At 74.5% G+C, this 22295-nt stretch carries 14 protein-coding genes; 8 read left to right on the top strand and 6 right to left on the bottom strand.

What is annotated here, in order from left to right:
• Positions 1-114 precede the first annotated feature (114 nt).
• A complete protein-coding gene (locus ACZ7LY_RS21095) occupies positions 115-642 on the top strand; it encodes a hypothetical protein (RefSeq protein WP_471626171.1) in 528 nt (175 codons plus the stop codon).
• Positions 643-775: 133 nt separating this feature from the next.
• Here the strand turns inward: ACZ7LY_RS21095 and ACZ7LY_RS21090 are convergent, their stop codons facing one another.
• Entirely contained in the window at positions 776-3115 is a 2340-nt protein-coding gene (locus tag ACZ7LY_RS21090; protein WP_471626170.1) for a protein kinase domain-containing protein, read from the bottom strand.
• On the bottom strand, positions 3112-5631 hold the full coding sequence (locus ACZ7LY_RS21085) for a protein kinase domain-containing protein (protein WP_471626169.1): 2520 nt from the start codon (positions 5629-5631) through the stop codon (positions 3112-3114). The genes ACZ7LY_RS21090 and ACZ7LY_RS21085 overlap by 4 nt, the downstream gene beginning before the upstream one ends.
• Positions 5632-6054: 423 nt before the next feature.
• On the opposite strand from ACZ7LY_RS21085, the gene glgP reads away from it, so the two are divergent.
• The gene (gene glgP, locus ACZ7LY_RS21080) at positions 6055-8670 is read left to right on the top strand and encodes an alpha-glucan family phosphorylase (RefSeq protein ID WP_471626168.1); all 2616 of its coding nucleotides are present in this window, start codon (positions 6055-6057) and stop codon (positions 8668-8670) included.
• Positions 8671-8766: 96 nt separating this feature from the next.
• Here glgP and ACZ7LY_RS21075 read toward each other — a convergent pair whose 3' ends face one another.
• From ACZ7LY_RS21075 to ACZ7LY_RS21060, 4 genes are all read right to left on the bottom strand, one after another.
• The gene (locus ACZ7LY_RS21075; protein ID WP_471626167.1) at positions 8767-10341 is read right to left on the bottom strand and encodes a M4 family metallopeptidase; all 1575 of its coding nucleotides are present in this window, start codon (positions 10339-10341) and stop codon (positions 8767-8769) included.
• Positions 10342-10627: 286 nt separating this feature from the next.
• The gene (locus tag ACZ7LY_RS21070; RefSeq protein ID WP_471626166.1) at positions 10628-12697 is read right to left on the bottom strand and encodes a M4 family metallopeptidase; all 2070 of its coding nucleotides are present in this window, start codon (positions 12695-12697) and stop codon (positions 10628-10630) included.
• A gap of 603 nt (positions 12698-13300) precedes the next feature.
• Positions 13301-15178 carry an ABC transporter ATP-binding protein gene (locus tag ACZ7LY_RS21065; RefSeq protein ID WP_471626165.1) on the bottom strand — a complete coding sequence of 626 codons (1878 nt, stop codon included), beginning with the start codon at positions 15176-15178 and terminating at the stop codon, positions 13301-13303.
• Positions 15175-17007 (bottom strand): ABC transporter ATP-binding protein, encoded by a 1833-nt coding sequence (locus tag ACZ7LY_RS21060; protein WP_471626164.1) that lies wholly within the window; start codon positions 17005-17007, stop codon positions 15175-15177. Before ACZ7LY_RS21060 ends, ACZ7LY_RS21065 begins: the two co-directional genes overlap by 4 nt.
• Positions 17008-17173: 166 nt before the next feature.
• On the opposite strand from ACZ7LY_RS21060, the gene ACZ7LY_RS21055 reads away from it, so the two are divergent.
• Genes ACZ7LY_RS21055 through ACZ7LY_RS21030 form a run of 6 tightly spaced genes read left to right on the top strand, consistent with a single transcriptional unit; the run spans position 17174 to position 22276 of the window.
• Positions 17174-18094 (top strand): ABC transporter ATP-binding protein, encoded by a 921-nt coding sequence (locus ACZ7LY_RS21055; RefSeq protein ID WP_471626163.1) that lies wholly within the window; start codon positions 17174-17176, stop codon positions 18092-18094.
• Positions 18091-18879 carry an ABC transporter permease gene (locus tag ACZ7LY_RS21050; protein ID WP_471626162.1) on the top strand — a complete coding sequence of 263 codons (789 nt, stop codon included), beginning with the start codon at positions 18091-18093 and terminating at the stop codon, positions 18877-18879. Before ACZ7LY_RS21055 ends, ACZ7LY_RS21050 begins: the two co-directional genes overlap by 4 nt.
• A 35-nt stretch (positions 18880-18914) precedes the next feature.
• Entirely contained in the window at positions 18915-20291 is a 1377-nt protein-coding gene (locus ACZ7LY_RS21045) for a sensor histidine kinase (protein WP_471626161.1), read from the top strand.
• Entirely contained in the window at positions 20284-20925 is a 642-nt protein-coding gene (locus ACZ7LY_RS21040; RefSeq protein ID WP_471626160.1) for a response regulator, read from the top strand. Before ACZ7LY_RS21045 ends, ACZ7LY_RS21040 begins: the two co-directional genes overlap by 8 nt.
• A 45-nt stretch (positions 20926-20970) precedes the next feature.
• Positions 20971-21858 (top strand): AraC family transcriptional regulator, encoded by an 888-nt coding sequence (locus ACZ7LY_RS21035; protein WP_471626159.1) that lies wholly within the window; start codon positions 20971-20973, stop codon positions 21856-21858.
• Entirely contained in the window at positions 21836-22276 is a 441-nt protein-coding gene (locus tag ACZ7LY_RS21030) for a VOC family protein (RefSeq protein WP_471626158.1), read from the top strand. The genes ACZ7LY_RS21035 and ACZ7LY_RS21030 overlap by 23 nt, the downstream gene beginning before the upstream one ends.
• Positions 22277-22295 lie beyond the last annotated feature (19 nt).

The raw sequence follows: 22295 nt of genomic DNA, 5'->3' as shown, positions 1-22295 counted from the left end.
GTCGTCGCCGGGGCGCCGGCCCCCGCGTCTGACATCGTGGACGGATGCCGCCCCCGGAGCCTGTCGGGCGGCATCTGTCCCCCCACTCCCGGCTCCCAGGAGGAGACGCTCTCTATGAAGGTGACCCGACGCCTCGCCAAGCTGTGCACGGGCGCGGCGCTCGCGGTGGGCACGCTGCTCGGCGCGGCGGTGGCCCCGGCCCAGGCATACAGCCCGAACCCCACGGTGACCGCGCACTACCGCGACACCGGCACCTGCCCGTGCGCCGGCGGCGACCTCGCCGACCCCTTCGGCGGCACGGTGTTCGGCCGCGACGCGGGCGGCTACGGCGTCAAACTGGACGTCACGCGCGACGGCGAATACCTCGGCAAGGCCGAGTTCCACCCCGAGGACGGCCAACTGCGCGTCTACGACACGAAGAACGACGACGACACCTTCTACGTACAGGTCACGGCCGTGTACGGAGGCGTCGCGCACCGGCTCGGCACGTACGCGGCGCCTTCCACCCCGGCCGCCGTCGACCGCACCGCCGTCGACCTGCACGTGCCGAAGGGCGCGTACGTGGATCTCGCCCTGTACGACGACGCGGGTCTGCGTGACTACCTCGGCGGCGCGCGGGGCACGGGCGCGGCCGTCGCCTGACCGGCTCTGCCGCACGATCCCGCAGGGTTCCGACCCCGTACGGCTCCAACCTCCGTACAGTTCCGGCCGCTTACGGCTCCGACCTCGTACGGCCCCGGCCCTGTCGCGCTCCCCGGCGCGGCAGGGCCGTCGTTCAGCCCGGCAGGGCCACCGTGCCGACCGCCCCGCCCCGCGTCGCCAGATACAGGGCGCCGCCCAGGCACAGCGGCTCGGCCGCCTCCCCGGCGCCCAGCGAGGGCCGCGCCGCCGGGAGCCGCAGCGAGCCCGACGCCCTGCCGTCTGCCGTGTCGAGCACCCGCACTTCCGCGCGCCCCACGGCGACCGCCTTCCCGCCCGCGAGCAGCAGCGCCCCGGTCGCCTCCGGCGCGGCCCTGCGCCACCTCACCTCGCCCGAGCGGACGTTCACCCCCGCGAGGCGTCCGCCTCGGTCCCGCACGACGAGCACGCCCCGCCCGCCGACGACCGGCGCCGCCGCCGGAGTGACGCCTCGCGCGAGCGTCCGGCGCACGGCGAGCGTCACCGGGTCGAGGACCAGGACGCCGGGGCGCCGGTCCGACCAGCACAGGACGGCGTCGGCGTGGGCGATCAGGCCCGTGCAGGACGTGCCGCGCCGGATCACCGGCTCCGCGACCCGTTCCGCCGTGTCGAGGGAGGCCGGCGAGCCGTCCGACAGCGTCATGTACAGCCGCTTGCCGCGCACCACCAGCGGGCCGCGCGCCCGGATCGGCAGGTGCCCCGCCCAGGTCTCCTTGCCGTCCCGGGCGCGCAGCGCGTGCACCTCGACGAGGTCGTCGCCCGGCTGCGCCAGGTTGTCGATGTTCGCCGTGTAGACCGTGCCGCCCGCGTACGTCACCGCCAGCAGACCGGTGAACCCCATCCGCTGGAACGACCACTGGACCGTGCCCGTACGGGCGTTCAGCACGAGGAGTCCGGCGCGCGAAGGGACGTAGAACCGCTTGCCGTCGGTGACCGGCGCGATGGCCGGGTCCCCCGAGGGCGTCTCGGGGAACGAGTCGTCGCGGGTCTTCTCCGCCGGGAAGCCCCGCGTACGCCACTTCTCCCGGCCGCTCGCCAGGTCCAGCGCCCGCGCCGCGCCGACGCCGTCGCCGCACACCAGCAGCCCCGCGCCCGCCGCGCAGCCGCCCGTCGCCCCCGAACCCCGGATGTCGCGCGCCCAGGGCCGCCAGCCCGCGGGGCGCCGCGCGCGGTCCAGGGCGGCGGCCGTGAAGTCACCGCTGTGCGCCGCGTCCGCGTCGGGCAGGGCGCGGGGCGTGAGGGCCTTCGCGGGCGCCGGGGTCTTCGCGTCGGCGGCGCCCCGGTCCGCGTCGTCGCCGGGCAGGACGAGGGCGAGCGTCACCGCGAGCGCCGTGACCAGGGCCGCCGCCCCGCCCACCAGCCACCGGCGCCGGCGCGGGGAGCGGCCCGGCGCCTCGGACTCCAGCGCCGCGCTCCGGCCGGGGCGGGCCGACGCGGCGGTCGGCGACGGCGGTACGCGCAGCGCGGGCGCGGGCGCGGCGGGGGAGGTCGCCGCGTGCTCCAACTCCACGAGACCCGCGCCCTGCGCGCACCGCTCGGCCGCCTCCTCATGCGCGGCGAACAGGGACAAGTACGCGGCCGGCCAGCGGATCTCGGCGTCGGGCGCCGACAGCTCCGCCACCAGCTCCGCGACCGCGGGACGGTGCGCCGGGTCAGGGGCGAGCATGCGGGACAACGGCTCCCGCAGCAGCGGCGGCACCTCCGTCAGATCCGCCGCGCCCGACGCGACGCGGTACAGGACCGCCGCCGGTTCCTCGTCGTCGAAGGGGCCGCGCCCGCTCGCCGCGAAGCACAGCACCGCGCCCAGACAGAACACGTCCGACGCGGGCACCAGCGCGTCCCCGCCCGCCAGTTGCTCAGGCGACAGATAGCCGGGCGTGCCGAGCAGCAGGCCCGTCGAGGTCAGCGCCGTCGCGTCGAAGGCGCGAGCGATGCCGAAGTCGATGAGCCGGGGCCCGTCCGCCGTCACCAGCACGTTGCCCGGCTTCAGATCCCGGTGCAGCAGCCGCGCCGCGTGCACCGCCGCCAGCGCCCGCGCCAGCTCCGCGCCCAGCTCCCGCACGGCGGGCACCGGCAGCGGACCGCACCGGGCCACCGCCTGTGCGAGCGAGGGCCCGGGCACGTACTCCGTGGCGAGCCAGGGCGGGTCGGCGTCCGCGTCCCCGTCGAGCAGCGCCGCCGTGTACGGGCCGCGCACCGCCCGCGCCGCCTCGATCTCGCGCCGGAACCTGGCCCGGAACCCGGCCGCTTCCTCCCACTCGTCGCCGGACAGCGCCTTCACGGTCTTCACCGCGACGAGCGGCCCGCCGGCCACCCCGCCCGCCACCTCGCGCCGGGCGAGCACCACCTCGCCCATGCCGCCCGCGCCGACCCGCCCGATCACCCGGTACGGGCCCACCCGGCGCACCGCGCCCCGCCACGGCACGGGCCCGCTCACGGCAGCCGCACCGAGGTGATCGCGCCGGTGTCGAAGACGACGTGGGCGACACCGCCGAGGACGAGGACGCGGGGCGGGCGCGGCATGTCCCGTACGAAATAGCCGTTCGCGGCGTCGAGGGGCGCGTCGCGGTCACCGGGGGCGCCCGGCAGCGGCAGCCTGCGCGGCGCGCCGAACCGGCCGTCCGCCACCGGCACCACGTACAGGGCGTGGTTGTCCGCGAACACCGCCCGGCCGTCCGCCAGCAGCGGGTCCGAGAGGGTCGCCCCGCGCGCCGGTGCCTTCAGCCGCCGCCGCTCACCCGTGCGTACGTCCACGAGGATCAGGTCGTCCGAGTCGGCGTCCCGGGCCAGGGCCTGGTCGCCGTGGGCCGCCGTCACCCGCACGTCCGCCTCCGCGTCGTCCTGGTCGAGCGGGAACGCGTAGGTGCCGAGGGCCTTCAGGGTGCGCGGCGCGTACCGGACGACCCGCACCTCGTCCTTCGTGCCCGAGCCGGTCCCGTCCGGGCGCAGCCGCGTCTCGCAGTGGACGGCGCCGCCCGCCGCGAACACCGACCGGCACCCGCCGCCCCCTTCCTGCCGGGCCCGCGCGAGCACCTTCCCCGACCGGAGGTCCACGGCGGCGATCCCTTCCGGCGACCGCCCGTACCCGACCCCGTCCAGCACGGTCGTCAGACCGTACATGCGGATCTCGGCCATGGCCGCCTCCTCGCCCGGGCGCGGGTCGAGCACCGCCTCCCAGCCTGGGCGCCCGCCGTCCGCCGCGTATCCGTGTGCCGTCACCCGGTTCGCGGCCGTGCCCCGGCCGGACTCCAGCGCCGCGACGACCGTGCCGCCCGCGAGCAGCGGCTGGAGGCTGAAACCGCCGCGCCCCGCCGGGGCCTGCGCCTGCCAGCGCACCGCCCCGCTGCGCGCGTCACGCGACTGGAGTCCGCCGTCCGCCGCGATCAGCGCCCGCCCGCCGACGACCAGCGGCTCCATGACCGAGCCCGGCGCGAACAGGGTGCCCGAGGGGCCGATGAACGCCTCGCTGTCACCGTTGCCCTTGCCGTCCTTCACCGGGGTGCCGGACGTCCACAGCCGGCGCCCGTCCGCCGCCGACACCGCCTCGTACGTGCCGTCCGTCAGCAGGCACACCAGTGCGCCCGTGTCGGCCGCGCAGTCCATCGGCGCGTCCGCGAGCTTCGCCCGCCACGGCCGCCACCCCTGCGGCCGCTGCGCCGGGAACTGCGGTACGTAACCGCTGCTGTCGGCGGTGCCCCGCGCGTCCACGCCCGCCCGCGCCACCAACTGCGCCGGCGTCAGCGTCGTCGCGGGACCGGGCGACGCGCTCGCCCCGGCCGCCGCCCCGCCGCCTGTGCCGCTCCCGCCGCCCGGGCCGCGCTGCGCCAGATACGCGCCGAGGCCCGCGCCCGCCACGACCACCGCCGCGAACAGGGCGAGCGCCGTCCGCCTGCGGCGCGCCGGGGGAGCGGACGGTGCGGAGGGAGTGGACGGGGGAGCGGCGGGCGGGGCCAGGGACGGGCCCTGCGTCGGCAGTTCGTGCGGGGCGGGGGCGTCCGGCGCCGGCAGCGGCAGCAGCGGGGAGCCTGTGGCGCACAGCCGGACCACCGCGCGCTCGACGTCCTCGATGTCCCGCGTCACCGCCTCGGGCCACGCCGCCAGGACGCCCCCGGGCCCGTCCGCAAGGGCGTCCAGGCGTGCCGCCAGCTCGCGCGCGGAGGGCCGCGACCCGGGCTCCTTGGTCAGGGCGGCGCCCAGCAAGTCCCGCAGCGGAGGCGGGAGTTCGTCGAGGGGCGGGGAGGCGTCGGCGATCCGGAACAGGACCGCCGCGAGGGGCCCGTCACCGAACAGGTCACGGCCCGTCGCCGCGTACGCCAGCACCGACGCCAGACAGAACACGTCGGAGGCCGCCACCACGCGCCGGCCGCCCGCCACATGCTCGGGGGACATGTAGGCGGGCGTGCCGACCATGCGGCCCGTCGCGGTCAGCGTCGTCGCGGACGGGGTGCGGGCCACGCCGAAGTCGATCAGCCGGGGTCCGTCCGGGCCGAGCAGCACGTTCGCCGGCTTCACGTCCCGGTGCAGGGCGCCCGCCGCGTGCACCGCGTCCAGCGCCCGGGCGAGCCCCGCGCCGAGCCGGGCGACCGCCGCGACCGGCAGCGGGCCGTGCCTGCCGACGGCCCGCGCGAGCGTCGGCCCCGGCACGTACTCGGTCGCCAGCCACATCGTCTCGGCGTCCGCGTCCACCGCGCTGTCCAGCAGCCGGGCCACGCCGGGGCCGCGCACCGAACGGGCGACCGCCGCCTCCCGGCGGAAGCGGCGCGCGTAGTCCTCGTCCCGCACCATCTCGTCGCGGATCACCTTCACGGCGGCCAGATCCTCGGGCCCGTACCCGGCGGCCAGCCGCTCCGGCCGGGCGAGGAACACCTCGCCCATACCGCCCGCCCCGAGCCGGGCCAGCGTCACATAAGGCCCCACCGACAGCGGCGAGTTCGGGCGCAACTGCCCCAGCATGCGTGTCCCCCCACGTCCTGATCCCACCCGACCCCGCCAGTCTCACACGCCCCCGCGCGCCGCGCGTCGCGGGACCGCAACCCCGAGCCGGGCGGACCGAAACCCACCACCGGACGGACCGGAACCCGGCGCTGCGCCGGACCGGAACCCCGATCTGCGGCGGACCGGAGTCCCGAGCTGTGCGGGAGCCCGCAAACCCCGCCCCGCGCGCGTGGCCGCACCCCCGTCCCGCGCGCCGGACCGCACCCCCACCCCGCGCCTGCCGCACCCCCCGCGCCCCCCGGCGCGCCGGGGGGTTCCGCGAGGCGCCGTGGTTCGGGGGGCGGTGCGCCACTACCGTCGGAGGCGACGACGGGGGAGTCCGGGGCCGTGTGCCCCGGAACCGCCGACGCCCCCGCGCCCAGCGAAAGGGGAACCGGAACCGTGAAGGCCATCCGTCGATTCACCGTCCGCCCGGTCCTGCCCGAACCCCTGGCCCCGCTCCACGAGCTGGCCGGGAACCTGCGGTGGTCCTGGCACGCCCGCACCCGAGACCTGTTCGCCTCCCTCGACCCCGAACATCCGCCGCGCGGCGACAGCGACCCCGTGAAGCTGCTCGGCAGCCTCACCCCCGACAGGCTCGCCGCGCTCGCCGCCGACCCCGGCTTCCTCGCCCGCCTCCAGGACGCCGCCGATGACCTGCGCCGCTACCTCCACGACGACCGCTGGTACCAGCGCCAGAGCGGCGAACTGCCCGCAGCCGTCGCCTACTTCTCGCCCGAGTTCGGCATCACCGCCGCCCTGCCCCAGTACTCCGGCGGCCTCGGCATCCTCGCCGGCGACCACCTCAAGTCCGCCAGCGACCTCGGCGTCCCGCTCATCGGCGTCGGCCTGCTCTACCGCCACGGCTACTTCCGCCAGTCCCTGTCCCGCGACGGCTGGCAGCAGGAGACCTACCCCGTCACCGACCCCAACGAGCTGCCCCTGACCCTCCTGAGGGAGCCCGACGGCACCCCCGTACACCTCGCCCTCGCCCTGCCCGCCGACCGCAGGCTCCTCGCCCGCGTCTGGCAGGCCCGCGTCGGCCGCGTCCCGCTGCTGCTCCTCGACTCCGACGTCGAGGAGAACGGCGCCCACGAACGCGAGGTCACCGACCGGCTCTACGGCGGCGGCAGCGAACACCGCCTCCTCCAGGAGATGCTGCTCGGCATCGGCGGCGTCCGCGCCGTGCGCGCCTACTGCCGGGCCACCGGTCACCCCGACCCCGAGGTCTTCCACACCAACGAGGGCCACGCCGGTTTCCTCGGCGTCGAGCGCATCGGCGAACTCACCGCCCAGGGCGCCGACTTCGACGCCGCCCTCGAAGCGGTCCGGGCCGGCACCCTGTTCACCACGCACACGCCCGTCCCGGCCGGCATCGACCGCTTCGACCGCGACCTCGTCGCCCGGCACTTCGGCCCCGGCGCCGAACTGCCCCACCTCGACGTGCGCCGCGTCCTCGACCTCGGCAGGGAGACGTACGAGGGCGGCGACCCCGGCGTCTTCAACATGGCCGTCATGGGCCTGCGCCTCGCCCAGCGCGCCAACGGCGTCTCCACCCTGCACGGCCGCGTCAGCCGCGAGATGTTCGCCGGCCTGTGGCCCGGGTTCGACGCCGACGAGGTCCCCCTCGCCTCCGTCACCAACGGCGTCCACGCCCCCACCTGGGTCGCCCCCGAGGTCCACCGCCTCGCCGCCGCCCGGCTCGGCGAACAGCGCACCGAGGAGGCCCTGTCCGTCGGCGGCTCCGACCGCTGGGACGCCGTCGCCGACATCGGCGACCAGGAGATCTGGGAGCTGCGCCGCACCCTGCGCGCCCGGCTCGTCGACGAGGTCCGCGACCGGCTCGCCGCGTCCTGGCGCCAGCGCGGCGCGGGCACCGCCGAACTCGGCTGGATCGACGGCGTCCTCGACCCCGACGTCCTCACCATCGGCTTCGCCCGCCGCGTCCCCTCCTACAAGCGCCTCACCCTCATGCTGCGCGACCCCGACCGGCTCAAGCGGCTCCTGCTCGACGACGAGCGGCCCGTGCAGATCGTCGTCGCGGGCAAGGCGCACCCCGCCGACGACGGCGGCAAGCGGCTCGTGCAGGAACTCGTCCGCTTCACCGACGACCCCCGCGTCCGCCACCGCATCGTCTTCCTGCCCGACTACGGCATGGCCATGGCCCGCACCCTCTACCCCGGCTGCGACATCTGGCTCAACAACCCGCTGCGCCCGCTGGAGGCGTGCGGCACCTCCGGCATGAAGGCCGCCCTCAACGGCTGCCTCAACCTGTCCGTCCTCGACGGCTGGTGGGACGAGTGGTTCGACCCCGACTTCGGCTGGGCGATCCCCTCCGCCGACGGCTCAGCCGCCACCGACGAGCAGCGCCGCGACGACCTGGAGGCCGCCGCGCTGTACGACCTGCTGGAGCGCCGGGTCACTCCCCGCTTCTACGAGCGCGGCCCCGGCGGCCTGCCCGACCGCTGGATCGAGATGGTCCGCAGGACCCTCACCCACCTCGGCCCGAAGGTCCTCGCCGGCCGCATGGTCCGCGAGTACGTCGAGCGGCTCTACGCCCCCGCCGCGCGCGCCCACCGGGCCCTGACCCCGGACGCGGCAGGGGAGCTGGCCCGCTGGAAGCAGCGGGTGCGCGCCGCCTGGCCCGGGGTCGCCGTGGACCACGTCGAGGCGTCGGCGCCCGGCACCGAACTCGGCGCGACGCTCGCCCTGCACGTCCGCGTCGCCCTGGGCGACCTCGCCCCGGACGACGTGGAGGTGCAGGCGGTCGCCGGCCGGGTGGACGCCGAGGACCGCATCACGCGGGCGACGACCGTCCCGCTCAAGCCCGTCGCCGGGCCCGACGAGCACGGCCGCTGGTCCTACGAGGGCCCCCTCTGCCTGGACCGGCCAGGACCCTACGGCTACACCGTGCGCGTCCTGCCCGCCCACCGCCTGCTCGCCTCACCCGCCGAGACGGGCCTGGTCGCCGTCGCCGACGACCACAGCGCGCGGGAGGGCGGCGTCCTGCTGCGCTGAGGCGCGCGGCACTCCCGTACGCGAGGGAAGGCGCCCGGACCGTCGAACGGTCCGGGCGCCAACTCACGTACAGCCAGGGTTACTTCACGAGCGAGGTCACTTCACGTTCACGGCCGACCAGGCGGCGGCGACCGCCTTGTACTCGGCGGAGGACGCGCCGTACAGGGCCTGCGCGGCGCTCAGCGTGCCGGTGCGCGCCTTGGCGTAGTTGGTGCTCGACGTGAAGTACGTCGTCAGCGCCTTGAACCAGATCTTCTCGGCCTTCGCGCGGCCGATGCCGGTGACGGTCGAGCCGTCGGAGGTCGGCGAGTTGTAGGTCACGCCGTTGATCGTCTTCGTCCCGCTGCCCTCGCTGAGCAGGTAGAAGAAGTGGTTGGCGATGCCGGACGAGTAGTGCACGTCGACGTTGCCCGCGCCGGTCTTCCAGGAGTCGAGCGACGCGCCGTCCTTGCTCGGCTTGTCCATGTAGCGCAGCGGCGTGCCGTTGCCGTTGATGTCGATCTTCTCGCCGATGAGGTAGTCACCGACGTCCTTGCTGTTGTTGGCGTAGAACTCGACGGACGTGCCGAAGATGTCGGACGTCGCCTCGTTCAGACCGCCGGACTCGCCCGAGTAGATCAGGCCCGCCGTCGCCGAGGTGACGCCGTGGCTCATCTCGTGGGCGGCGACATCGATCGAGGTCAGCGGCTTGGCGTTGCCCTGCCCGTCGCCGTACGTCATGCAGAAGCAGCTGTCGTCCCAGAACGCGTTGACGTACGCGTTGCCGTAGTGGACGCGGGAGTAGGCGCCCTTGCCGTCGCCCTTGATGCCCGAGCGGCCGTGCACGTTCTTGTAGTAGTCCCAGGTGACCTGGGCGCCGTAGGCCGCGTCGACACCGGCGGTCGCGGGGTCGCTGGTCGTGCCGTTGCCCCACTTGTCGTCGGCGTCGGTGAACAGCGTGCCCTTGCCGGACGAGCCGTGCTTGAGGTCGTACGTGGAGTGCCCGCCGCGCGTGCCGTCGGTGAGCGCGTACGACGTGCCGCTCTTGGTGGTGCCGATGGTGACGCTGCCGCTGTACTGCGACTCGCCGGCGCCGGTGTGGATCTCGTCGTAGGAGAAGATCTTCTTGCCGGTCGCGGCGTCCGTGATGGTGTGCAGGCGGCTCGGCGTGCCGTCCTTCTTGACGGACTTCACGATCTTCTCGAAGGCCAGTCTCGGGGTGCCGGTGGCGGCCCAGACGACCTTGCGGGCGCCCTCGGGGGCAGCCTTGAGGGTGGCGCCGGCCGTCTGGACGTCGATCGACTTCGACGTGGCGCGGGTGACGCCCTCGCGCTTGCCGGACTTCGACTCGTGGACGACGAGGTCGCCGCCGAGGACCGGCAGGCCCTCGTAGGTGCGCTCGTAGCGGGTGTGCGTGGTGCCGTCGCGGTCCTTGACCACGTCACGGACGACCAGCTTCTCCTTGGAGTCGAGCTTCAACTCCTTGGCGGTGGCGGCCGACCTGTCGCTCGCGTCGGCGATCAGGTCGGCGCGGGCGGAGGCGCTCAGGGCCAGTGGGGCGGCCCCGGGGGCGGCGGGCGCGGCGGAGGCGCCGGCGGTGGTGAACGCCGTGCTCAGCAGGGCGCCGGCGGCGACGGCGGTGGCGAGGGAGAGCGTGGTGCGGCGGGTGCGGCGGGATATGGGGGGAGTCACGAAGAAAGCTCCTTGAGAGGTGTGGGGGAGACCGAGCTTTGCCGTGCGGGTGGTGCGTCATCGAGCGGTGGTGCGTGATCGAGCGGTGGTGCGGGTGGTGCGGTGGTGCGGGCAAAACTCTGGCAGCACCGGACCAGGGCTGTCATGTACGCGACCGCAGGTTGGCCGGAATTCGTCCGTTGAGCGAAAACTGACGCACGGATTGCGAACGGAACATGAACGGGCGCGCCGTCCCGGGGAGTTGAACCACCGGGGCGACGCGCCCAGACCAAGTGAGCCGCGCGGCTTACGGGAAGGTCAGCTTGAAGCTGTTGATGTACCCCGTGTCCTGCTGGCCGAGGTCCTGCACCTTCAGCTTCCACGTGCCGTTCGCGGGCTCCGTGGAGGCGTTGACGGTGTACGTGGTCTGGATGTTGGGCGTCGAGTCGTACGTCGAGCTGTGCAGCCGGTACGTCTTGCCGCTCGGGCCCACCAGGTCCACCTGGAGGTCACCGCTCCACGTGTGCACGATGTCGACGCCGACCTTCAGCGTGGACGGCGCGTTGCCGCTGATGCCGGAGACCGTCACCGACGAGGTCACCGCCGCGCCCGGGTAGTCCGGGATCGCCACGTCGGTGTCGTTGGTGAACGTCTTGCCCGTGCCCGGGTCGGAGCCGCCGGAGCGGGCGCCCACGTTGATCGCGGCGAACGCGTCCTGCACCGCCTTGTACTCCGCGCTCGTCGCGCCGTACAGATCACTCGCCGCCGCCAGCGCACCGGTGCGGGCACCGGCGTAGTTGGTGGTGGAGGTCCACTTCGTGGTCAGCGCCTTGTACCAGATCAGCGCGGCCTTGTCCCGGCCGATCCCGGTGACCGGAAGGCCGTCCGAGGTCGGCGAGTTGTAGGTCACGCCGTTGATCGTCTTCGTCCCGCTGCCCTCGCTGAGCAGGTAGAAGAGGTGGTTGGCCGGACCCGAGGAGTAGTGCACGTCGATCGAGCCGATACCGGAGTACCAGGAGTCCTTCGACGCGCCGTCCTTGCTCGGCTTGTCCATGTAGCGCAGCGGGGTGCCGTCGCCGTTGATGTCGATCTTCTCGCCGACGAGGTAGTCGCCCGGGTCGCTCGGGTTGTTGGCGTAGAACTCGACGGCCGCCGCGAAGATGTCGGACGTCGCCTCGTTCAGACCGCCGGACTCACCCGAGTAGTTCAGGCCGGCCGTGTTGGAGGTGACGCCGTGCGTCATCTCGTGCGCGGCCACGTCGATCGACGTCAGCGGGTGCGTGTTGCTGGTGCCGTCGCCGTACGTCATGCAGAAGCAGCTGTCGTCCCAGAACGCGTTGACGTACGCGTTGCCGTAGTGGACCCGGCTGTACGCGCCGACGCCGTCACCCCGGATACCGGTACGGCCCTGCACGTTCTTGTAGTAGTCCCAGGTGAGCTGGGCGCCGTAGTGCGCGTCGGCGGCGGCCGTCTCGGAGTTCGTCGCCGAGCCGTTGCCCCACACGTCGTCCGGGCCCGAGTACAGCGTGCCCGTGCCGGACGAACCACCGTTCAGGTTGTACGTCTTGTGCCCGCCGCGCCCGGTGTCGTTCAGCGTGTACGACGAACCCGACTGCGAGGTGCCGAGCGTCACCGTGCCGCTGTACTGCGTGTTGCCGGTGCCCGTCTCGATGGCCTGCCACTCGTGCAGCTTCTTGCCGGTGGTCGCGTCGGTGATGACGTGCAGCTCGTTCGGCGTGCCGTCGTCCTGGAGCCCGCCGACCACCGTCTCGTACGCGAGCGTGGGCTGCCCGAGCTTCGCGCCCTGGCCGAGCCACACCACCTTGCGGGGCGCCCGGTCCGCGGCGGCCTTCTTCGAACCGTCGGCCTTCGCCAGCTTCAGAGCCTGCGCCGTCGCCGCGGCCGGCTTCACGTCGGCGGTCGTGTCGACGTTCTTCAGCCGCGCCTTGGACGCCTTGGTGACGCCCTCCTGGGCGCCCGACTTCGACGCGTCGACGATCATGTCGCCGCCCAGCACGGGCAGGCCCGCGTAGGTCCGCTCGTAGCGGGTGTGCGTCGTGCCGTCGCGGTCCTGGAGGACATCGCGCACGACGAGCTTCTCCTGCTTGCCGAGGCCGAGTTCCTTCGCGGTGTCGGCCTTCGTGGCGTTCGCCGCGCGCAGCAGTTCGGCGCGCTTGGCGGGGGAGAGCTTCACGGGCAGCGCGCCGGGGTGCGCGCCCCGGAACGCGTTCGCCGTGGCCTTCGCGGCCGGGCTCGCGTCCCGGGCGTCGGCCGCGCCGGCGGGGCCGGCCTGGAACGCGACGGCCAGCAGAGCGGTGACGGCGCCGGCCGCGGCGGCGGCGGTGACCCGCCGTCTGTGGGAGGTGGAGGTTCTCAACGCATGACTCCTTCTGCGTGGCCGCGCAGGGGTGGGCGGCCCGTGGGGACCGGGCGGCGGGTGGCCGTCCGGGCAGAACGCAGTGCAGGCGGTGCGGGTGGAGCGCGTGGAACGGCCGTGGACGCTTGTGCTGTGGGGCAGCGGTGCGGCGGCCGTTGGGAAGAGTGGCAGCACGGGGCGGGGTCTGTCAGCGGCGTGCGGGCAGGTTGGCCGGAATTGGTTCGGTGGGCGGTGGCTGGTGTTCGCTATCCGTGCCGGGTGCCTACGGCGTCGGCGGGTTCCAGGTCGTCCGGGGTTCACCGGCCCCGTGGCCATTTTTCGCCTCCCGTCCACGGGGCCCTTCGCCGGGTGGGTGGCAGGTCGCGCAGTTCCCCGCGCCCCTGGAGGGGCCCTGCCCCCTGGGCTTGTCGTTCACCTGCGGCCCGGTGGAGCGTCTCGCGCAGTTCCCCGCGCCCCTGTCGGGGCGACTTCGTCGCCACCTCCTCCCCTGGGGAGCTGGGGCGAAGCCCCGCTCCTCAGGGGCGCGGGGAACTGCGCGATCAGCCACGACGAAAGTCGAGGACGACGAACCCGCCCGACGGGGCTGTCACCTCAGGGGCTGGGTTACTTCAGGCTGGCCTGCCAGGCGTGGTGCAGGGAGGCGAACGCACCCGTTCCTGCAAGGAGTTCCGCCGGCGCGCCGTCCTCGACGACCCGCCCGCCCTCCATCACGAGCACCCGATCCGCGATCCCCACCGTAGACAGCCGGTGAGCGATCACCACAGCCGTCCGCCCCCGCAGAACCGTCCGCATCGCCCGCTGCACCGCCCGCTCCCCGGGCACGTCCAGCGAACTGGTCGCCTCGTCGAGAATCAGCACCGCCGGATCCGCCAGCAACGCCCGCGCGAACCCCACCAACTGCCGCTGCCCCGCCGAGATCCGCCCCCCGCGCTTGCGCACATCCGTGTCGTACCCGTCCGGCAGCGCCACGATGAACTCGTGCGCCCCGATCGCCCGCGCCGCCCGCTCGATCTCCTCCCGGCTCGCCTCCGGCCGCCCGATGGCGATGTTCTCGGCGACCGTCCCGGAGAACAGGAACGCCTCCTGCGTCACCATGACGACCTCGCGGCGCAGCGCACCGTGCGAGAGGTCCCGTAGGTCCACGCCGTCGAGCAGCACCCGCCCGTGCGAGGGGTCGTAGAAGCGGGCGAGGAGCTTGGCCAGCGTCGACTTGCCCGCGCCCGTCGAGCCGACCACCGCGACGGTCTGCCCGGCCGGCAGCAGCAGATCGAACCGGGGCAGCACCTCGCCGCCCGTGCGGTACCCGAACGACACGTCGTCGAACCGGACTTCACGCCCCGGCCGCCCCTCCCGCCCCGCCGGCAACTCCCTCGGCTGCGCCGGCTCCGGCACCGACGGCACCTGCGCGAGCAGCCCCGCGATCTTCTTCAGGGACGCGGCGGCCGACTCGTAGGAGTTGAGGAACATCGCCAGCCGGTCGATCGGGTCGTACAGCCGCCGCACGAACAGCACGGCCGCCGCGAGCACCCCCAGCTCCAGCGTGCCGCCGGCCACCCGGTACGCGCCCCACAGGACCATGCCGGCCACCGCCGTGTTCGCCAGGAGCCGGGAGCCGACGACGTAGCGGGCCATCTCCAGGAGCGCCGTGCCGTTGGCCCGTTCGTGACGGTGGTTGAGCGCGGCGAACCGCTCGTCGTTGGCGCGCTCGCGGCGGAACGCGCGCACCGGCCGGATGCCGTTCATCGTCTCCACGAAGCGGACGATGACCGCCGCGATGGCTGTGGACCGTTCCCCGTACGCCCGTGCCGCGCGCCGCCGGTACATCCGGATCAGCACGTACAGCGGCGCGAAGGAGGCCGCGGCGACCGCGCCGATGCCGAGATCCAGCCACAGCAGCATGACGACGATGTACGCCGACGCCAGCACGACCGTGATGAGTTCCTGGAGGCCCTCGCTGAGCAGTTCGCGCAGCGACTCGACGTCCGTCGTGGCCCGCGAGATGACCCGGCCGGACGTGTACCGGTCATGGAAGTCGACGCTCAGCGTCTGCGCGTGCCGGAAGATCCGCCCGCGCAGTTCGAGCAGCACGTCCTGGCTGACCCGCGCGGACAGCCGTACGTACACGTACTGGAAGAGGGCCGAGCAGCACGCGGTCAGCAGGAAACCGACCGCGACCGCGACGAGCGGCCCGTAGCGGTGGTCGCGGAACGCGGGGACCGCGCTGTCGATGGCGTACGCGACGATCAGCGGGCCCGACTGCACGGCGGCCTGCTGCACCAGCAGCGACAGGACCGTGAGCAGCACCCCGCGCCGGTGCGGGGCGAGCAGCGAGCGCAGCAGCCCGCCCGTCGCGCCCGGCGGCGTGGGCAGGTCGTCCCGGTCGAACGGGTCGCCCGGGCCGGCCTGCGCGGTCGGCGCCTGCGGGGCGGGCTCCTGCTCGTCGCCGGGCCCGCGCGTCTTCGTGTCCGTCGTGGTCGTCATGTCCGAGCGGCCCTCCCCGCGATGTCGTCCGCGCTCTCGCCGGCGCTCTCGTCGTCGCTCTCGTCGTCACCGGACATCAGATGCCGGTACTCGGCGCTGGTGCGCAGCAGTTCCTGGTGGGTGCCGACGGCCGTGACCCGGCCCCCGGACAGCAGCGCGACCCGGTCGGCGAGCAGCACCGTGGACGGGCGGTGGGCCACCACCAGCGCCGTGCTGTCGGCCAGGACCTCGCGCAGCGCCGCCTCCACGGCCGCCTCCGTGCGTACGTCGAGGGCCGACAGCGGGTCGTCGAGGATGAGGAAGCGCGGCGAGCCGACCACGGAGCGGGCCAGCGCGAGCCGCTGGCGCTGACCGCCGGACAGGCTCAGGCCCTGCTCCCCGACCTCCGTGTCGAGGCCGTCTGGCAGCCGGTGCGCGAAATTGGCCTGCGCCACCTCCAGCGCCTTGCCGACCTGCTCCGGCGAGGCGCTCTCCGCGCCCATGCGCACGTTCTCGGCGACGCTCGCGGAGAACAGGGTCGGCTCCTCGAACGCCATCGACACCAGCGTGCGCAGCTCCTCGCGCGGCATCGCCGTGATGTCCCGCCCGTCGAGCGTGATCCGGCCGGCCGTGACGTCGTACAGGCGCGGGACCAGCGCCGTCAGCGTGGTCTTGCCGCTGCCCGTCGCGCCGACCAGCGCCATCGTCTCGCCCGAGCGGACATGCAGGTCGATGCGGCGCAGCGTCGGCGCCGCGTCGGGCGCGGCGTCCGGGTAGCGGAACGCGACGCCCTCGAACCGCAGTCCGTCACCGGCGGGCCCGCCCCCGCCCTCCCGTACGCGCGGGTCCTCCTCGGTCTCGTCCATCACCTCGAAGAACCGGCGGGTCGCGGTCGCCGCCTCCTGGCTCATCGCCAGCAGGAACCCGATGGACTCGATCGGCCAGCGCAGCGCGAGCGCCGTCGACAAGAACGCCACCAGCGTGCCCGCCGACAGTTCGTGATCGGCGACGCGGACCGTGCCGAGCACCAGGGCGGCGCCCAGGGCCACTTCGGGCAGCGCGGTGATCACGGTGAGGATGCCCGCGAGGAGCCGCGCCTTGAGCAGTTCCGTACCGCGCACCGTACGGGACAGCTCCCAGAAGGCGCGGGCCTGGCTGCGGTGCCGGCCGAACCCCTTGATGACGCGGATGCCGAGCACCGACTCCTCGACGACCGTCGTCAGATCGCCCACCTGGTCCTGCGCCCGGCGCGACGCCTGCGCGTACCCGTGCTCGAACCGGTAGCAGACCGCGACCAGCGGCACCGCCGGCGCGAGCAGCAGCAGCCCGAGCCCCCAGTCCTGTACGACGAGGACGCCGAGGCCGACGGCGATCGTCACGCCGTTCACGAACAGGAAGGTCAGCGGGAACGCCAGGAACATCCGCACGACCATCAGGTCCGTCGTCGCCCGCGACAGCAACTGCCCCGACGCCCACCGGTCGTGGAACGCCACCGGCAGCCGTTGTAGATGCCGGTACAGATCCGCCCGCATCGACGCCTCGACCCGCGACAGCGGCCGGGCCACCATCCACCGCCGCAGCCCGAACAGCAGCGCCTCCGCGACCCCGAGCGCCAGCAGCACCCCCGCCCCTAGCCACACCTCGCCCGGATCCCGCTCCCGTACGGGCCCGTCCACGATCCACTTCAGGACCAGCGGGAACACGAGCCCCAGACACGACGCGACCACAGCGACCACCGCGGCCCCGGCCCACCGCCCGCGCACCGGCCGCACATACGGCCACAGCCGCGCCAGCGTCCGCACGGCACCCGCCCGCCCCGACTCCTTGGCACCTACATATGAAGACCCCACCCAAGCACCCTACGGACCCCACCCCCTCCGATCCCACCGCATTTAAGCCGCTCACCGGGGGCCCGCGCCCGCCCCCGAGTCGTACCGGCATCAGCCGATCGGTTGATGGGGGAGAGGAGCGGGTCGGGGGATGTGGGGGGAGCGGGGGTGGCGGGAGGGTGGGGGCATGGTGATGAAGACGGGCGGGCTCGTCGAGGTCGACGGGCTGCGCAAGACGTATGCGGGACGGGACGTGGTGGACGGAGTGTCGTTCACCGTGGGGGAGGGGGAGATCTTCGGGATCCTCGGGCCGAACGGGGCCGGCAAGACGACCACCGTCGAGTGCGTCGAGGGGCTGCGCGCGCCGGACGCCGGCCGGGTGCGGGTCGCCGGGCTCGACCCGGTCGCCGACCACGCGCAGGTCAGCCGCATCCTCGGCGCCCAGCTCCAGGAGAGCCGCATCCAGCCGAAGCTGACCGTGCGCGAGGCGCTGGAGCTGTACGCGTCGTTCTATCCGGCCCCGCTGGACTGGCGGCCCCTCGCGCGGCGGCTGCGGATCGAGGACAAGCTCGGCACCCGGTTCGCGCGGCTGAGCGGCGGCCAGAAGCAGCGCCTGTTCATCGCGCTCGCGCTGGTCGGCGACCCCCGCGTCGTCGTCCTCGACGAACTGACCACCGGGCTCGACCCGCGCGCCCGGCGCGACACGTGGGACCTCATCGAGGACGTCCGCGACCGGGGCGTCACCGTCCTGCTCGTCACGCACTTCATGGAGGAGGCCCAACGCCTGTGCGACCGGGTCGCCGTGATCGACAAGGGCCGCGTCGCCGCGCTCGACACCCCCGCCGGGCTCATCCGGCAGGCCGCGGGCGCCACCGTCATCTCCTTCACGCCGTCCGCCCCGCTCGACGACGCCGAGCTTGCCGCGCTGCCCGCCCTCGCCTCCGTCACCCACAAGGACGGCCGCACCACCCTGACCGGCGGTGAGGAGACCCTCGACGCGCTGCTGTCGCTGCTCGCCCGCCACCACGTCCAGGCCCACCACCTGCGCGTCACCGACGCCACGCTCGACGACGCCTTCCTCGACCTCACGGGAGCCGACCGGTCATGACCACCGCCACCGCGCCCACCGCCCCCGCCCCCGCGCCGGTCCGCCCCGGCGCCCGGCGGGCCGTGCTCACCGCCGAGTTCCGGCTGTTCCTGCGCGAACCCAACAGCCTCTTCGGCACCCTGCTGCTGCCCGTCGCCCTGCTCGTCGTCCTCGGCTGCATCCCCGGGTTCCGCGAGAGCGACCCCTCGCTCGGCGGGCTGCGCCTGGTCGACGCGTACGTCCCGGTCGCCGTCCTGCTCGGCATGATCGCCGCCGGCCTCCAGTCGATGCCGCCGATCCTCGCCGGGTACCGCGAACACGGCATCCTGCGCCGCATGTCCACCACCCCGGTGCGGCCCTCCGCCCTGCTCGGCGCCCAGATGACCATCCACGGCGCCGCGATCCTGATCTCCGCCGCGCTCTGCCTCGCCGTCGGCCGGATCGCCTTCCACGTCGCGCTGCCGCGCCAGTTCGCCGGGTACGTCCTCGCGCTCCTCCTCGCCGTGGCCGTCGCCCTCGCGCTCGGCGCCCTCGTCAGCGCCCGGGCGACGACCGCCAAGGTCAGCGCCGCGATCGGCACGGTCGTCTTCTTCCCGTCCATGTTCACGGCGGGCGTCTGGCTCCCCGTACGGGCCATGCCGCACACCCTGGGCCGCATCGTCGAACTCACGCCGTTCGGCGCCGCGTCCCGCGCGCTCGACCAGGCCGCCGCCGGGCACTGGCCGGGCCTCGTCCATCTGCTCGTCGTCGCCGGGTGGGCGGTCCTCCTGAGCGGGGCGGCGGCCCGCTGGTTCCGCTGGGAGTGAGCATGACGCGGCGCCCGCCGATGCAGACTGGGGCCATGCCCGTCCCACCCATGGACCCCGCCCCCGACACCGGCACGGGCCCCGCCCCGGGCTCCGGTGCCGGGGTCTCCGTGCCGCCCGCCGACGCCCCCGTACCGCCCGCCGGTGCCGCCGCGGCCGGCGGGCTGCCCGGCGACTCCTGGCACGTCGTCCACCGGTACGGACCCTACGTCCTGCTCGCCGTCAGCCTCCTGCTGAGCGCCGCCACCTCCGCCCTCGTCGGCATGGACCGCCTCGACTGGACCGTCGTCGGCGCCCTCAGCGTCCTCGCCCTCGGCGTGCAGCTCTGGCTCGGGCGGCACGAACGGCTCCGGCCGGGCCAGGACGCGGCCACCACCTGCGCGTACGCGGTCCGCTGGGGCGCCGCCTTCGTGTGCGCGCTCGCCAACCCGTTCTTCGCGTTCTTCGCCGCCTGCGGCTACTTCGACACCGACCGCTTCCTGCCCCCGCGCCTGCGCACCGCGGGACTGTTCGGCTCGGTCGTCATCGTCGCCGGCGCCCAGAGCGGCGGCTTCCCGCCCGGCAGCCCGCTCGGCTGGGGCGTCTTCGGCGGACTCGTCGTCGCCAACATGATCTTCGTGGTGGTCAGCGGCCGGCTCCAGGAGAAGGAGCAGGAGCGCGCCCTCGTCCAGCACCGCACCATCCAGGAACTGGAACGCACCAACAAGGCCCTCCAGGCGGCCCTCGACGAGAACGCCCAGCTCCACGCCCAACTCGTCCTCCAGGCACGGGAAGCGGGCGTCGCCGACGAACGCCGCAGGCTCGCCGCCGAGATCCACGACACCATCGCGCAGGGCCTGACCGGCATCATCGCCCAGCTCCAGGTCGTCGCGGGCGCCCGCACCCTGGAGACCGCCCGCACCCACCTCGGCCGCGCCAGCGACCTCGCCCGGCACAGTCTCGGCGAGGCCCGCCGCTCCGTACGCAACCTCGCGCCCGCCGCCCTCGACGACGCCACGCTCGCCCAGGCCCTGGCCCGCACCGTCGCCGACTGGTCCGAACGCACCGGCGTCCGCGCCGACTTCACCCTCACCGGCCCCGCCGAACCCCTCCACGACGAGATCGAGGCGACCTTGCTGCGCATCACCGAGGAGGCCCTGTCCAACGCCGCCCGGCACGCGGGGGCCGGCCGTGTCGGCGTCACCCTGTCCTTCATGCCCGGCGAGGTCACCCTCGACGTCCGCGACGACGGGCGCGGCTTCGACCCGCTCGCCGTCTCCCACCGCACCGCCCGCTCCGGCGCCACCGGCGGCTTCGGCCTCGACGGCATGCGCGCCCGCGCCGAACGCCTCGCGGGCGAGGTCACCGTCGAGTCGGAACCGGGCGGGGGCGCCGCGATCTGCGCTCGCGTACCGTTGGTGCGCCATGACTGACTCCGTGATCACCCTGCTGATCGTCGACGACCATCCCGTCGTACGGGACGGCCTGCGCGGCATGTTCGACTCCGCGCCCGGCTTCACCGTGCTCGGCGAGGCGGCCGACGGCGTGGAGGGCGTCGAGCGGGCCCTCGCCCTCGACCCGGACGTCGTCCTGATGGACCTGCGGATGCCGGGCGGCGGCGGGGTCGACGCCATCAAGGAGCTGGCCAGGCGCGGCGCCCGGGCCCGCGTCCTCGTGCTGACCACGTACGACACCGACTCCGACACGCTGCCCGCGATCGAGGCCGGCGCGACGGGCTACCTCCTCAAGGACGCGCCCCGCGAGGACCTGTTCACGGCCGTCCGCGCCGCCGCCGACGGCCGCACCGTGCTCTCCCCGGCCGTCGCGTCCCGCCTGGTCAGTGCCGTACGCGCGCCCGCCGCACCGGTCGACGACACGCTGTCCGCCCGCGAACGCGAGGTCATCGCCCTGGTCGCGCGCGGCACCGCCAACAAGGAGATCGCCCGCGAGCTGTTCATCAGCGAGGCGACCGTGAAGACCCATCTGACGCACATCTACACCAAGTTGGGCGTCAAGGACCGCGCCGCGGCCGTCGCCGCCGCCTACGACCGGGGCATCCTCGGATAGGGCCGAAAACTGGCCGGGCGGCCCGCCCGCTTCCATACTGGAGGCATGAGCACCGGCTCCCGCGCCTTCGTGCGCGCCGCGCCACGGCCCGGCGGCCCGGTCGTCTCGGCGGTCGGCTACCGCACCCGGGGCGTGCGCCCGGCGCTCCACCGCGGTCTGCCCTCCCCGTACCTCACGGTGATCTTCTCCCTGGACGGGCCCGTCGTCAGCGGCGCCACCCCCGAGCAGGCCACCGGCCCGGACGCGGACCGCACCGAGATCGTCGTCGGCGGGCTGCACCAGAGCCCCGCGTTCATCGCGCAGCCCGCCCACGAGGCCGGCGTCCAGCTCGCCGTGCACCCGCTCGCGTCCCGCGCCCTGTTCGGCGTGCCTGCCGCCGAGCTGACCGGGCGGACCGTCACCGACGGCAGGGATCTGCTCGGGCCCGAGGCCGCCCTGCTGCACGAGCGGCTGTGCGAGACGCCGGACTGGCGCGAGCGCTTCGACCGGCTCGCCGGGCGCTTCGCGCGCCACGCCGACGACCCGTACGCCGGGGTGCGGCCCGAGGTCGCCGAGGGGTGGGCCTGGCTCACCGCGCGCCGGGGCGCGGGCCCGCTGCCCGCGCTCGCCGCGCACGTCGCGCTCAGCGAACGCCGGCTCACCACCCTGTTCCGTGCCGAGACCGGGCTCAGCCCCGGGCAGGCCGGGCGGCTGATCCGGTTCCAGCACGCCAAGGCGGCCGTCGTCGCGTCCGTCGCCGCCGGCGCCGCGCCCGACCTCGCCCGGGTCGCCGCCGAGCACGGCTACAGCGACCACTCCCACCTCGTACGGGCCTTCCACCGCTACACCGGGCTCAGCCCCACCGCGTGGCTCGCCGAGGAGTGCCGGAACATCCAAGCCGGGGGGCATCTGAACGGCGAGAGTGGACCCCATGGACACCGACCGCAGCAGTGAGAACAGCGCCCCGCGCCCGCCCGCCGTCTGGCCCACCCTCCAGGCCAGGGACGCGCCCGCGCTCATCGACTTCCTCGTCGACACCGTCGGCTTCACCCGGACCGCCGTGTACGAGGACGGCGGCCTCGTCGCCCACGCCCAGCTCGACTGGCCCGAGGGCGGCGGCGTCATGCTCGGCTCCCACAAGCCCGACGCCGAACCCGGCACCTGGTGCCTCGCGCCGGGCACCTTCGGCTGCTACGTCGTCACCGACCACGTCGACGCCCTGTACGAGCGGCTCGTCGCGGCCGGGGTGAAGATCCTCCGCGAGATCGCCGACCAGCCGTACGGGAACCGGGAGTTCGCCATCCTCGATCCCGAGGGCAACCGCTGGTCCTTCGGCTTCTACCGCGGCGAACCGGCCCCGCCCGCCGCCTGAGCCCGCCCCGCAGCCTGAA

This window comes from Streptomyces sp. NPDC107550 (genome assembly GCF_055639095.1).
The sequence above is the reverse complement of the archived record's forward strand: the minus strand, read 5'-3'. Positions and strand labels throughout refer to the sequence as shown.

Bases quoted from the DNA above. Each gene is read 5' to 3' on its own strand.
- ACZ7LY_RS21045 (WP_471626161.1), top strand. From the start codon at position 18,915: ATGCCCGTCCCACCCATGGACCCCGCCCCCGACACCGGCACGGGCCCC.
- ACZ7LY_RS21085 (WP_471626169.1), bottom strand. From the start codon at position 5,631: ATGCTGGGGCAGTTGCGCCCGAACTCGCCGCTGTCGGTGGGGCCTTAT.
- ACZ7LY_RS21055 (WP_471626163.1), top strand. From the start codon at position 17,174: ATGGTGATGAAGACGGGCGGGCTCGTCGAGGTCGACGGGCTGCGCAAG.
- ACZ7LY_RS21095 (WP_471626171.1), top strand. From the start codon at position 115: ATGAAGGTGACCCGACGCCTCGCCAAGCTGTGCACGGGCGCGGCGCTC.
- ACZ7LY_RS21040 (WP_471626160.1), top strand. From the start codon at position 20,284: ATGACTGACTCCGTGATCACCCTGCTGATCGTCGACGACCATCCCGTC.
- ACZ7LY_RS21050 (WP_471626162.1), top strand. From the start codon at position 18,091: ATGACCACCGCCACCGCGCCCACCGCCCCCGCCCCCGCGCCGGTCCGC.
- ACZ7LY_RS21035 (WP_471626159.1), top strand. From the start codon at position 20,971: ATGAGCACCGGCTCCCGCGCCTTCGTGCGCGCCGCGCCACGGCCCGGC.
- ACZ7LY_RS21065 (WP_471626165.1), bottom strand. From the start codon at position 15,178: ATGACGACCACGACGGACACGAAGACGCGCGGGCCCGGCGACGAGCAG.
- ACZ7LY_RS21030 (WP_471626158.1), top strand. From the start codon at position 21,836: ATGGACACCGACCGCAGCAGTGAGAACAGCGCCCCGCGCCCGCCCGCC.